The 12,715-nt window shown below is 54.0% G+C and carries 12 protein-coding genes and 1 pseudogene; 7 read left to right on the top strand and 6 right to left on the bottom strand.

The window, feature by feature from the left end; all coding sequences use genetic code 11:
* The first annotated feature begins 577 nt into the window (after positions 1 to 577).
* The 3 genes and pseudogenes from mntA to BLV85_RS14960 all read left to right on the top strand — a co-directional run bounded on the left by mntA (position 578) and on the right by BLV85_RS14960 (position 1,539).
* Positions 578 to 979, top strand: coding sequence for a type VII toxin-antitoxin system MntA family adenylyltransferase antitoxin (gene mntA / locus BLV85_RS12740; protein WP_090415635.1), 402 nt, complete (start codon positions 578 to 580; stop codon positions 977 to 979).
* Positions 969 to 1,399 (top strand): annotated as a pseudogene (hepT, locus tag BLV85_RS12745) (type VII toxin-antitoxin system HepT family RNase toxin). Before mntA ends, hepT begins: the two are co-directional and overlap by 11 nt.
* Positions 1,396 to 1,539, top strand: coding sequence for a restriction endonuclease subunit S (locus BLV85_RS14960; protein WP_143032344.1), 144 nt, complete (start codon positions 1,396 to 1,398; stop codon positions 1,537 to 1,539). Before hepT ends, BLV85_RS14960 begins: the two are co-directional and overlap by 4 nt.
* A gap of 17 nt (positions 1,540 to 1,556) precedes the next feature.
* Here BLV85_RS14960 and BLV85_RS12750 read toward each other — a convergent pair whose 3' ends face one another.
* The 3 genes from BLV85_RS12750 to BLV85_RS12760 form a co-directional block, all read right to left on the bottom strand.
* Positions 1,557 to 2,300 carry a hypothetical protein gene (locus BLV85_RS12750; RefSeq protein WP_218132841.1) on the bottom strand — a complete coding sequence of 248 codons (744 nt, stop codon included), beginning with the start codon at positions 2,298 to 2,300 and terminating at the stop codon, positions 1,557 to 1,559.
* 172 nt (positions 2,301 to 2,472) lie between these two features.
* Positions 2,473 to 2,922: a hypothetical protein gene (locus BLV85_RS12755; RefSeq protein WP_090415625.1), complete on the bottom strand. Its 450-nt coding sequence runs from the start codon at positions 2,920 to 2,922 to the stop codon at positions 2,473 to 2,475.
* 177 nt (positions 2,923 to 3,099) lie between these two features.
* Positions 3,100 to 3,672 carry an HNH endonuclease gene (locus BLV85_RS12760; RefSeq protein WP_218132842.1) on the bottom strand — a complete coding sequence of 191 codons (573 nt, stop codon included), beginning with the start codon at positions 3,670 to 3,672 and terminating at the stop codon, positions 3,100 to 3,102.
* Positions 3,673 to 3,852: 180 nt separating this feature from the next.
* On the opposite strand from BLV85_RS12760, the gene BLV85_RS12765 reads away from it, so the two are divergent.
* Together BLV85_RS12765 and BLV85_RS12770 are read left to right on the top strand one after the other, a co-directional pair.
* A complete protein-coding gene (locus BLV85_RS12765) occupies positions 3,853 to 4,689 on the top strand; it encodes a transposase (RefSeq protein ID WP_090415627.1) in 837 nt (278 codons plus the stop codon).
* Positions 4,649 to 5,854: a hypothetical protein gene (locus BLV85_RS12770; RefSeq protein WP_245725213.1), complete on the top strand. Its 1,206-nt coding sequence runs from the start codon at positions 4,649 to 4,651 to the stop codon at positions 5,852 to 5,854. Before BLV85_RS12765 ends, BLV85_RS12770 begins: the two co-directional genes overlap by 41 nt.
* Before the next feature lie 135 nt (positions 5,855 to 5,989).
* Here BLV85_RS12770 and BLV85_RS12775 read toward each other — a convergent pair whose 3' ends face one another.
* Complete coding sequence (locus BLV85_RS12775; RefSeq protein ID WP_090415629.1) at positions 5,990 to 6,757, bottom strand: Mut7-C RNAse domain-containing protein; 768 nt, start codon at positions 6,755 to 6,757, stop codon at positions 5,990 to 5,992.
* 199 nt (positions 6,758 to 6,956) lie between these two features.
* Between BLV85_RS12775 and BLV85_RS12785 the strand changes: the two genes are divergently transcribed.
* Positions 6,957 to 7,202, top strand: a complete 246-nt coding sequence (locus BLV85_RS12785) for a hypothetical protein (protein ID WP_143032345.1) — start codon at positions 6,957 to 6,959, stop codon at positions 7,200 to 7,202.
* 91 nt (positions 7,203 to 7,293) lie between these two features.
* Positions 7,294 to 8,325 (top strand): RNA 3'-terminal phosphate cyclase, encoded by a 1,032-nt coding sequence (gene rtcA / locus BLV85_RS12790; protein ID WP_090415632.1) that lies wholly within the window; start codon positions 7,294 to 7,296, stop codon positions 8,323 to 8,325.
* A 22-nt stretch (positions 8,326 to 8,347) separates the two neighbouring features.
* Here rtcA and BLV85_RS12795 read toward each other — a convergent pair whose 3' ends face one another.
* Both BLV85_RS12795 and BLV85_RS12800 read right to left on the bottom strand, forming a co-directional pair.
* Positions 8,348 to 11,413, bottom strand: coding sequence for an efflux RND transporter permease subunit (locus BLV85_RS12795; protein WP_090415633.1), 3,066 nt, complete (start codon positions 11,411 to 11,413; stop codon positions 8,348 to 8,350).
* Positions 11,410 to 12,504, bottom strand: coding sequence for an efflux RND transporter periplasmic adaptor subunit (locus BLV85_RS12800; protein ID WP_090415634.1), 1,095 nt, complete (start codon positions 12,502 to 12,504; stop codon positions 11,410 to 11,412). Before BLV85_RS12800 ends, BLV85_RS12795 begins: the two co-directional genes overlap by 4 nt.
* Positions 12,505 to 12,715: the final 211 nt, after the last annotated feature.

The following is a 12,715-nucleotide window of genomic DNA, read 5'->3' on the forward strand; positions in this document are numbered from 1 at the left end:
CTGCTTCCGAGGCGCTTTCCCTGCTCTTCGCTGGGAAACTGCCTGATTTTATGTTGCAGAATGACTGAGAGAAAGAATACGCTGAATAGTTACCACAATTTTTCATTTCTGAGTGGTTCTCTGCACAAATAATCTCGCATTGGCGAGCATCAGTAACTGCACAGAGCCAATGTTCCTGCATATGATGACAGGAGAGTAGACCGGCAGTGGTAGGGTGCGCTCGCGCACCGTCGAATTTCGGCCGCTGCCAGCAAATTGCCTCGCATAACAAAAACCGGTGTGCCAGTGCATCCCACACAGTGACAGCCCCCATTTTTTCGGCCGAACGTGGGTATGATGGTCACGGCGGCATTGTTTGATTTCGCATAGGCCACCGCGCCCCGCAGTATAATGAGCCAGCCCGTTAGGGGCTGTTTTCTTTTTTGCAGCCTTTAACGGATTGAACAGATAAATATACAATGAAAGCGATAGCGGATGGATGCGCGCTGCATTATGCGACTGTCTGCCACATGGTTAAAAAGCCGGGATATGATATTTTTCCTCCAGCCCTCTCTTATCTTTGTTGCCTGTCACCATCATGCCGCCACAACCTGAACCCATCATCGATCACCTTCGGTCACGACTGACCGGGCTGCTCGCCATTTATGCCTTTGGTAGCCGGGTGCAAGGCACGGCCACGGCGGAGAGCGATCTTGATCTGGCGGTGCTGGTCGAGGGTTACGCCGATCCGCTGCAGCTGTGGGAGTTGGCAAGTGAACTGAGTGAGCTGGCCGGGTGCCCGGTGGACCTGCTGGACGTGCGTGCCGCATCCACGGTGATGCAACACCAGATTTTCACCACCGGGCAACGCTGGTGGGCGGCGGATTATCGGGCCGCACTGTTTGAGGCGGCCATGCTCAGCGAGAAAGTGGAGCTGGATCGGGCGCGCGCCGGATTGCTGGCGGATATCGTACAACGGGGCCGGATATATGACCGATGATGTGTTGATCAACAAGGCGGCGGCCATAGAACGCTGTGTGGCACGGGCGCGCGAGGAGTACGAGGCGAATCCGGACGGTTTTGTCAGCGATCTCACCCGTCAGGATGCCACCATTCTCAATATCCAGCGTGCCTGCGAGGCAGCGTTGGACATGGGATATTACCTGATCCGGCGGGAGCGCCTGGGGGTTCCCCAAAGTGCGCGGGATGTGTTCAGCCTGTTACAGCAGGGAGGATGGATCACCAGGAACTGGCGGGCGTGCTCAAGCGGATGGTGGGGTTTCGCAATATCGCGGTGCACGATTACCAAAGCCTGCATCTGCCAATCGTGGTCAGCATCATTACCCGCCACCTGAATGACTTTCTGGCATACAGCGAAACGCTGCTGCGGCATGATATCCGCATGAAAGATGAAGAATGACCCGCGAATCAATCGTTTCCGAAGTCTGGAGCTATGCCAATCTCCTGCGTGACCAGGGCAGTGCCTGCGGCGACTACATCGGACAGATCACCCACCTGTTGTTCCTCGAAATAAGCTGGGAGTGTGGAGCTAGCGAATGAGACGAACTGAACGCGAATCATGGGGCGGGCAAATGAAGACCGGCGTCCAGGGCTGGGCTTGGAATGAGCGATTCCAATTTATGTTTTGTGATGCTGGAGCTGAACCCCTTTCTGCATCCAATGAAAGATACGGTGGATGAATGCGGGTTGCATGATGCGATTGTCGGTTGGATTGATAAAATAGCTGGGGTGGAGTGTATTGTATCAAGACCTGACCCCGTATGCATTAGTGCGTCTAAATCTTCAGATTCAACATGCAGCACTACTTTGGCGAGGACAGTCATCAAATCTTGATGGGCAGTGTCTATCATCACCGTTTTCTGCAACTTTACGATTTCTGATGGTTTATTGGCATTAACCTGCTCTTCGGTACGTTCTGAAAAAATAGCTTTTAGCACTTTCAAACGCTCCATGTCACTTTGTTTATTCCAGTCCTTTAGGCGAGTTGTTGCGCCAAATGCTTGAGTGGTGTGCAGCACTAAAACCCCGTATTGGGTATGGTCAAACTCTGGGGTCAGCCAGTTCTTGAGTGTTTTCCACAGATTTTCGTGGTGGTCAGTGAGTGGTGCGGCGTAGTCTTTTACTTCGGTTTGAGTAGATGCCAAAGCATCTGGCGAAATCAGGCTAACGTCACCGTCTTTTTCAAACCAAACCGACTGGCCTTCATCAAGCGAAAAGCATTTATCCAAGCCAATCAGTACTTGGTAATGAAAGGCTAAGGCTGTTGTTAACGCGGCATTTTTGGTTTGCCCTCCGCTCATGCCTTTCAGTTCCTTATATTCTTTTGCGAAAATTTTTGGTGATAAAACAATTAAAATTTACTTCGATACAAATGCGAACATTAGTTTCATCGGCGTATAACGCCCGCAGCACGCGCGGCTTTATAATGGAGGCGAAGTCGCAATGAAAAAGCCGTCTCCAAGACTGCGATTGTTAGGGTTTGTAGTCATCATACAGTGACTCCCATGAAAGCTGTCCTATGCCTGTTGCGCTGCTGGTGAACACTGTATCGATTGGAATTAGCTCGCCAAACCCAAGAAATTTCTCTCGGGCTATCGACTGAAAGGCCCGACTATAAAATCCTACTGCCGACTCAGGTATCAGAATCGCATAGCAACAATCAGAGCGACTGGTTTTGCCAGTCTCCTTCAGTAGCTCGCCGAATATTTTATGGATTGTGTTGTGTCTGTCCTTTGATTCGTCGCTCTTTGCCTCAATTACCCAGTGCAAGTTTGCTGCCGATCTGAACTCTACATCAGCATAATTCTTAGATTTACAGCTAGTGTTAATGACTGTTTCAATTCTTAAATTATCGTCTTTATGCTGCTTAAGATGGGCAACAAATTCATCAATAAGACCTTGCTCTGGAGATCTATTGGCCATCTGCTATCTTTTGGTTCTTGTGCATGTTACGGATTTCTAACGGCGAAAATTGGCAGAGATGTGAAAATCTCATTTGATCTGTGTAACGGTAGTTTTCATCCGTTTTAACATTTCGCTTGAGCCGCGGCTTGCCTTGGAGCGTAGCGGAAGGGTAAGCCGTCAGACTCAAAGCGATGGTTAGAGTACTTTGTAAGCATTGGCCACCTTGGTATTAATTTTTGTGGCGAGTGCCTGTGATTCGCGCATGAGTGACTGAACTCGTTCTAGATTATTTTGGTGCTGTGCCCACGCATCAGGCCCAACAATGGCAGCAAAATCCATTTTCGTTGGAGCCTTGAAATTCTCGTAAGCCTCCAGGCGTTTGATTCGCTCTGGTATGTCTTTAATGCCGCGCGCTGAGGGTGATAGCTTCGCGGTACTAAGCATCCAGGTTTTCCATTCCTTGTTGCCCTTGGATTGATTGCACTTTCCGCAGGATGGTACAAGGTTGTGAATTTCTGAAATGTACCCAGTTGGCTTTTTGTCTTTGACGAGCGGGCGGAGGTGATCCCATTCCGAAGCTACGCCGCCACAGTATGCGCACTGAAATGTTTCAGGGGTCATTCCGAGTATCTTCAATGCCTGCTTAACTTCTTCCGCGCTGGGCGGCACGACCGGAATTATAGAATTGATGAATGCGTTTGTGATGCTGGAAGAGCGCCCAGTAATTTTCATCGGGGTTGGCATTCGGAAAAGTGACAAAAATTCCATGGGTGTTACGCTCTAACTAGATTTAGACAGATATGAAAGCTAGATCATAATACCGGCTAAGTCAAGAATGCGATAAAAATTGGTTGAAATATCATGCTGGTAGCACAAGCAAGGGGTCAAGTCTTGTCTTGCCATGAACAATACTTTATCCTGCACAATATTGAAATCTGGAAACTAACAATGGCAAGACCGCTAAGAATTGAATTCCCTGGGGGGTTGTATCATGTGACCTCCCGAGGGGATCGCAGGGAAGAAATTTATCTGGATGATGCTGATCGTGTCAATTGGCTGACACTGTTTGGCCAAGTCTGTAAACGATTCAACTGGGTTTGTCATGCGTATTGCCTGATGGACAACCACTATCATATCGTTGTGGAAACGCTGGAAGGAAATCTGTCCAGGGGCATGCGGCAGTTGAATGGCGTCTATACCCAAACCTTCAATCGTGCGCACAATCGTGTTGGACATGTCTATCAGGGGCGATACAAAGCCATTCTGGTGGAGAAGGAAAGTTATCTGCTTGAACTCTCGCGCTATGTTGTGCTGAATCCTGTGCGGGCGGGCAGGGTGAAGGATGTCGAGCAATGGCCCTGGAGCAGCTATTCAGCCATGATTGGGAAAGGCAGCCGCCCTGAGTGGTTGCAAACGGACTGGATACTGGGGCAGTTTGGGAAGAAGCGGAAGCGGGCCATTGCTGCTTATAGGGATTTTGTGCGCGCGGGGGTGGGATTGCCGAGCGTCTGGAATGACTTGCGCGGGCAAATTTATCTTGGCAGGGAAGAATTTATCGAAACCATGCAGCAGCATGTGCAATCCAACAGCCATATCAGTGAAATTCCACGCGCGCAGCGAAGAGCAAATGCCAAGCCGCTCTCATATTATTCATCGTTCAATGACAGAAATGCAGGGATTACAGCAGCCTATCAAACAGGCGACTATACAATGAAAGCGATAGCGGATGAATTTGGGCTGCATTATGCGACTGTCAGTCGCATTGTTAAAAAAGCCGGAGTGTAATCTTGTAACCCAAGACCTGACCCCTTGCTCATTTCTTGACATTACAGTCATTCGCCGTATATCCTCCGAAAAAAAAGAACGATTGGTTTACTTTAATCTGAAGAGGAAAATCAGTATGAAGAGCAAGCTTCTTACTCTGGAGCTTTACGCCATGCCACTGTTATTTACATTGGCACATGGTGTTTCTTACGCAATGCCAGGCATGCATGGGACTGAGGGTGGGGTTGCAGCTGAAGCCCCGAGCGCATCAAAAAGTATGGGTGAACCGATCAATTCACCGGGTTCCGAAATCGAGATTACTTACAGTGCAGATGGTAAAACGGCAATTTTTGTGTCGACCCGTGAAGGCAGCATAGAATCGCCCGGTAACCCGTACAATTTCGATATATGGATGTCTCACAATGTAGAGGGTGTCTGGCAGCCGCCTATTCATTTGGGGCCTGATATTGATCCTACCGTCGGGCCGAATATTAATACATCAGCCTGGGAGCTGGAGCCGAGTTTTTCCGATGATGGAAATGTCATCTACTTTACAAGATATGAACCCGGTGAATTACTGTCAGGTGATTTATACGTCGTTCAGAAAGTGGATGGCGTATGGCAGTCGGCCAAAAACTGGAATGATGTGCCGGAGCTGCCTAACATCAATACACCCACCGGTGAGGAGCATTGTCCGATTATTGTTTCTGACAGCCTGATATATTTCAACTATAGTCAGCCAGGGGTCACACAAGAGAGTGATATCTGGAAAGTTGAGAAAAAAGACGGGGTATGGCAAAAACCGGAAAGCCTGGGATCGAAAATCAATTCTCCGCAGCGCGACCACATGCACTGGACCGGATTGTCAAAAGATGGAAAAAGTTTAGTCATTACCAGTATGCGCAATGATCTGGGTTCGCGGGGCGGACATGATATGTGGATTTCACATCAGGATGAAAAGGGTGAGTGGCGGGAGCCGGTCAACCTGGGTGATGGCATTAATACATCAGGGGAAGAAATGTGCTGGACTTTTACGCCCGATGGAAAAAAATTTACAGGCAGCTGGGGGCCACTGAATACTTTCGATACCGATATCCGGTGGATAAGCAAGGCAGATATTCCATTGCTGAAAGATTTCGAACCTATCGGACCCCCACCTAATTTACTTGTCAATACCGGCAATTGAAGCATTCGGTAAGGGTACACAAGCCAAAGCTGCTTCGTTGCCATGGCTACCGGTCAGAACATAGCTGATCGGGCCATATCATGCCTCACCCATTCCAGGACAGCCTCCTAGTTTCATCGCTGCCCTGGAAGCCTCTCACTGCCGCCTTGTATCCAATTGTTTGGGATGGCTCAACAATTGGCCGATCAGCTGCATGACACGCTCGAAATGGCTGCCCTGCCAATAGATCTGGCCGCAATCCGGGCAGCTCAGGAATTTATCGTAATACTTCTTCGTCAAGGGTTCCAGGCGGTGCGCGATTTGGTGTTTGTCGGTTGCCGTCAGTTTCCCGTTGCAGCGGGTGCAGCGCGTCAAGGGATCGATCGAGCGGTATAGGTCGAATCTCGCCAGGACCTCCCGCACCTGGGTTTTGGGCATGTCCGAGCGGACGAAATAGCCATGAACGATCAGGCTGCGCCGGAGCAGGCTGCGGTCGCGGGTGAGGACGGTGCGTTGCTGCGCGCTGGCGATTTGCGCAATGACCGCATCCGCATAATCATTATGGTACAGGCAATCCAATCCCAACAGCCTCAGATAGCGTGCCAGCCGCCCAAGATTGGTATCGACGATGAAGCGGGGTGGGGAGGGGGGTTCAGGGCGAAGCGGAAGTGGTGACGGCACGCCGGGATTGGCTGAGGCGGGATACACCTGGATATGGTCACCATCCTGCATAAGATAGCTGAAATCGACCGCCTGCCCGTTGACCACAATCCGCTCAACCTCGGTATGCGGGACGTTGAATGACTCGATCATGTCTTTGACCGAAGCCTTGCGGTCGTAACGATGAACGATTTCTCTGTGACGGTATGCGGGTGCCAGAAAATCATTCAATATGTGATGGAAATGAATGGTGATTTGTGCCATCGATGCACTATCCTCGCTTGTCCGGGATGTCTGGCATGGCCCTGAGCGATTGCATGGACTCCCGGGGCATGCCGAACCCAAATGGGTCGCTGCCAGTCTGGCAGTGTTTGCTTGAGGAGTCGTTCATAAATAACTGTAACACTTGGATCGCATCTGTCGGGCGCACTGCGGCGTTACTCGTCGTCGCCATAGCCTTGCTATGACTCCTCCTCTCGCCTTGCATTGCATCCCGCCAGATGCGCCCAATTGTCACACTTATTCGTTCACGGCTCCTAAGAAGCTGTTTGGAAATTTCCGTTTTGGGGCGAGTCGCGGAAATGGTGCGGCAATCCAGTTCAACGGCAACCTGACCTTGATGCTGGGTGCTTTGTCAGGCAGCAAGGGCAGTGGCCGGTGGTCGTTAGAACAAGCCGTGCGTATTGGCACGCATCATGCTGCTGCATGATCAATCATCCAGTGTTCCCAGACAGCTTCCAAGGCTATTTTATGTCATAGTGGTTGTTTGTTCAGGACGAAGTTTTTTCCGGAGCCGGGGCATGCTTGAAATCGATGGTAGTTATGGCGAGGGCGGGGGGCAGTTGTTGCGCCTGGCAGTGGCGTTGTCCGCCATTACCGGTATCGATGTGCGTATTCGCAACATCCGGGCGCGGCGTTCCAATCCTGGCCTGGCGCCGCAGCATTTGGCCGGGGTCCGGGCGGTGGGCAAATTATGTGCTGCCAGGATAACCGGTCTCAATTTGCGGTCGCAGCTGATCATGTTTGAACCAGCTGCTCTGCGCGGGGGCGCCTACCACTTCGATATCGGTACCGCAGGCAGCATCACGCTTGTGCTGCAGGCCCTGATTCCCGTCATGCTGTCTGCGCCGGCACCTTGTAAAGTGTGGATCACGGGGGGAACCGATATCCGGCAGGCGCCGGCTGCTGATTATTTATGCGCGGTGCTGGTCTGGCTGATCAGGCGGCTCGGCGCACAACTGCATGCGCGTGTACTGCGGCGTGGATACTATCCTCGCGGAGGTGGCGAGATCGAGGTTGCCGTGCAGCCTGCCAGGCTTGTGCCGCGTGCGTTCGACCGATTGGATCCTGCCGGTTCGATCCATGGCATCGTGCATGTCGCCAATCTGCCCGAGCATGTCGCGCTGCGCATGGAGCGGGCGGCCTGTGAGCGGCTGGCTGCATTGGGCCTGCAGGTCAGTATCGAACGGCAGCTTTTGGGCCATGATGCTGCCGTGGGGACAGGCGGGGCGATTGTTTGCTGGGCCGAATGCGGGCAGACGGTGCTGGGCGCGGCGCGTGTCGCAGAGCGTGGCGTGCGCGCAGAAGCGCTGGGCGAAGCTGTCGGCGTGGAGCTGATGGCAGATCTGGCCACAGGCGCAGGGCTTGATGTGCATGCAGCCGATCAGCTGCTGGTTTTCCTGGCGCTTGCTGGCGGTGGCTCGTTCAGTGTGCGCAGCCTTAGCCTGCATGCGCGCACGGCGATATGGTTGATCGAACAGTTCCTGCCAGTGACATTCGAGGTGGTGGAATCGGCAGGGCTGGCCCATGTCAGCGTGACCGCGCGCACCTGATGCGCCAGCCTCCCAGACTGCCTCAGGGCGCTGACTGGGCAATTGGTTCATCCTGATGCCGCTCACGTGCCAGCAGCAGGTAGAATGCCGGCACCACAAACAAGGTGAATAGGGCGCCGCCAATGCCGAGTCCGCTGACAATGACCAGACCAATATCAAAGCGGCTGGCTGCGCCGGGCCCTGTGGCCAACAGCAGCGGCACCATGCCGACCATGGTCGAGACGGTGGTCATCAGGATGGGTCGCAAGCGAATGGTGGCTGCCTGTTCGACGGCGTCGCGCCTGGACAGATTCTTCCGCAATTGCAACTGGTTGGCGAATTCGACGATCAGGATGCCGTTCTTCGCTGTCAGGCCGATCAAGGTGATCAAGCCAACCTGGGTATAGATGTTGAGCGAAGAAAAACCCAGCATCAGAAACGCGAGTGCGCTCGCGATCGACATTGGTACCGAGGTCAGGATGATGAGCGGGTCGCGCCAGCTTTCAAACTGTGCGGCCAGCACCAAGTAGATAATCAGCAGTGACATGAAGAAGGTGATGATCAAGTCACTGCCTTGTTGCGCATACTGGCGTGAGCTGCCGGTATAGTCATGGCTGAAGCCGCGTGGAAACAGTTCGCTGGCCAATTGCTCCATATAGGCCATGGCGTCTCCGAGTGCATGGCCCGATGCGGGCGACCCCGATACCGTCAAGCTGTTGAGTTGTTGAAACTGGGTACGTTTGCCGGGTTCCACTGACTTTTCGATGCGTACCAGGGATGAGAGCGGCACCTGTCCACCCGAGGCGGTGCGTAGATAATAATGCTGGAATTTGCTGGTATCGAAACGCGCCAGATCGTCGACCTGTGGGATAACCTTGTAGCTGCGGCCTTGCAGGTTGAAGCGGTTGACATAGCTGTCACCCAGCAGGGTAGCCAGGTTGCGGCCGATATCCTGCATCGAGATGCCAAGATCGGCCGCCCGGTCGCGATCGATCACCAGCGTGGCCTTGGGACGATTGAATTCGATTTCCTTACTCAAGAACGAGAACCGGCCACTTGTCAGCGCGCGCTCTACCAGTTGGTCGGCAACTTGATCGATCTGGGCATAATCGGCATCGGTCTTGATCACGAATTGCAATGGCAGGCCGCCACCGGAGCCGGGCAGGCTCGGGCGCGGAATGATCGCTGTCTGGAATCCGGCAATGTCATTGACCATGGTCTGCAATTCCGGCTGGATATCCATTTGCGAGCGCTCGCGCTGGGTTGTCGGCGGCATTTTGAAGCCACCGAACACCACATTGTCATCGCCGCCAAAACCCAGCAGGATGAAGCTTTCGTGATATTCGGGAATGGCTTCGAAGGTGCCGATCAGCTCGCGCGCGTAGCTTTCGTTGTATTTCAGGGTTGCAGTCTGGGGGCCTGTGGCCATGAAGAACAGGATGCTCTGGTCTTCGGTGGGGGCGAGCTCCTTCTGGGTCAGGTTGAACATGAAATATATGCTGGTCAGCACCACCAGCGCAAACATCGGCATGACGGCTGGCACTGCCAGCACCGCATGCAACCAGCGCTGGTAGCGATTGGCCAGGCTGGTGAACCAATGCTCAAGCGCACGTTCAAACCGGCCGGCCGCGCCTTTTGCCTTGAGCACCCTGGAGCTGAGCATGGGCGCCAATGTCAAGGCCACGACTGTTGAAATGGCAACTGCGCCAGCCAGTGAGAAGGCAAACTCGGTGAACAGCGTGCCGACCAACCCTCCCATGAAACCGATCGGCAGATAGACTGCGATCACCGAGACAGTGGTCGCGATAATAGGCAGCACCAGTTCGCGCGCGGCGTCGATCGCAGCCTGGATACGCGAGCTGCCCAATTCGATATGCCGGTGTACATTCTCGACCACGACAATCGCATCATCGACGACCAGGCCTATCGCCAGCACCATTGCCAGCATGGTCAACAGGTTGATGGAAAAACCCATCTGCAGCATCAGGAACAGGCTGCCGATCAACGACAGTGGAACAGTCACCGCTGGCACCAGTGCCGCGCGTACCGTTCCCAGCGACAGATAGATGACCACCAGGACGATCGCAACTGCTGCCACCAGGGTGAACAGCACTTCGTCGATCGAATCCTGAATGAATTGGCTGGCGTCATAAGGGACCAGCGCCTGCAAGGCCTCGGGCAGCTCCGGTTGGATTTCGGCCACCGCCTTGCGCACAGCCCTGGCAACAACCAGTGGATTGGCGCCAGGCGCCTGCTCGATAGCCATGAAGATGGCGTCCTTGCCTTTATACCAGCTGACCGAATTATAGTCTTCGCTGCCCATTTCACTGTGGGTGATATCGCCCAGACGGATCAGCGTGCCATTGCGGCTGCTCACGACCAGCTGCCGGAAATCCTGCTCTTGCGCCACGTCGGTTGTGGCGCTCAGGTCGATGGTGACATAGTCGCCTTTGGTCTGACCCGCACCCGAAAGGTAATTGTTGGCCTGCAATACTTCCGCCACCTCGTTGGCGGTGATGGCCAGTGCAGCCATGCGCCTGGGGTCCAGCCAGATGCGCATGGCGAAGGTTTTGTTGCCCAGCAACTGCGCCTTGCCGACACCCTCCACGGCTTGCAGCTTGGGTTGCACCACGCGCAACAGATAATCGTTGATTTGGGCCGGTGTCAGTATGTCGCTGTAAAAGGCCAGATACATCAGCGCCGTGCGGTCGCCGGTTTGCGAAGTGATGACCGGATCCTCGGCCTCGGCTGGCAGGACATTGCGCTGGCTGGCGACCTTGGCCTGGATCTCGGCAACCGCGGCATTGGGATCGTAATTCAGGCGCATGCGCGCTTCGATGGTGGAGCTGCCCTGGCGGCTGACCGAAGACAGGTAATCGATGCCATCAGCCTCGGCAATCGCCTGCTGCAGAGGGGTCGTGATGAAACCTTTGACCAGATCACTGTCGGCGCCGGGGTAACTGGTGGTGACAGTCACTACCGTGTCCTCGGTCTTGGGATATTGGCGCACGTCCAGCAGGAGGATCGAGCGCAGGCCGATTACCAGAATCAGCAAACTGATAACGCTCGCCAGAACCGGGCGCTGGATAAACAGATCGGTGAATTTCATGGACGGGATTCCCGTTCGCTCGGTGCGGGCTGTTCGTCGATGAGAATTTGCATGTCGTTGCGCAATTTGACCTGCCCGGCACTGACCACATGTTCACCGGCTTGCAGGCCTTTGATGATCTGGACACGGCCTTGCCGGGTGTCACCGGCCTCAATTTGCCGGCGCTGGACGGTCAGGCCGCGCGCATCGGATTCGACCACGAAGACCGATTCGCCATAGGGATTGTAGGTGATGGCGGTGTCGGGTAGTGTCAGCACCGCGAGTGGTTGGCTGGACAGCACCCGCACATCGGCAAACATGCCGGGACGCAGGTGCTGTTCGGGATTGGGCAGCGTGGCGCGGACTTTGATCGAGCGTGTGCCGATATCGATGACTGGATTGAGCGCACCGATTGTGCCCTGGAAGTGCTTGTCCGGATAAGCCTGCACGATCAGGGTCACTTCCTGGCCGACGAACAAGTTGGCCAGGTGCTGTTCGGGCAGCGTGAAATCGACGTAGATCGGATCGACTGCCTGAAGTGTCACGATTGGCGAGCCTTCGGCCAGATACTGGCCGAGATCGACCAGCCGGATGCCGAGCCGGCCATCGAAGGGCGCGCGGATACGTTTTTTTGCGATCACCGATAGCTTGGTCTTGACCGCCGATTGGGCCTGGGCCAGCTGTACCCGGCTGAGATCATAGGCCGACTGGGAGATGAATTGCTTGTCGAGCAGCTGCTCGCTGCGCTTGAGCTGAACCTGCGCCAGCAGTTCGTCGGCTTGCAGGCCCTGGAGCTCGGCTTCGTCAGTTGATGTGTCGAGTTCGATCAGCAGCTGGCCCTTGCGGACTGGCTGGCCGGATTCGAAATGAATTGCCGTGACCTTGCCGGCCAACTCATTGCTGACATCGACCCCCGCCACGGCGACGAGGCTGCCGACACTGGTCAGGTAGGGCTGCCAGTGTTCCTGTCTGACTTTTGTTACGGCCACGACTGGCGGAGAGGGAGGTTGTATGCGGCTTTGCGCTCGCCTATCCTGGTAAAATTTCCAGCCGAACAGGCCGCCAAAAATCAGCATGGTCAGGATTGCAACCAGCAACATGCGTTTTATCATGAATTTATGCCAAATGTTTGAAGATCAGAAAAAGATCGGTATAACCAAAAAGCTGTTTGGAAATTTCCATTTTAGGCCCAGCAACCATTCATCATCGGTTTTATGGTGCGCAAGCGGCACCCTTGTATATTAATAGTGAGCAGCAAACTTGCTCAACACTGTAAAGTAACAGCGTTTTCTGGGGAAGCCGTTGCACCCTGAGGTCTCGAAC

This window comes from Nitrosomonas halophila, from assembly GCF_900107165.1.
In the GTDB taxonomy this organism is placed as follows: Bacteria; Pseudomonadota; Gammaproteobacteria; order Burkholderiales; family Nitrosomonadaceae; genus Nitrosomonas; species Nitrosomonas halophila.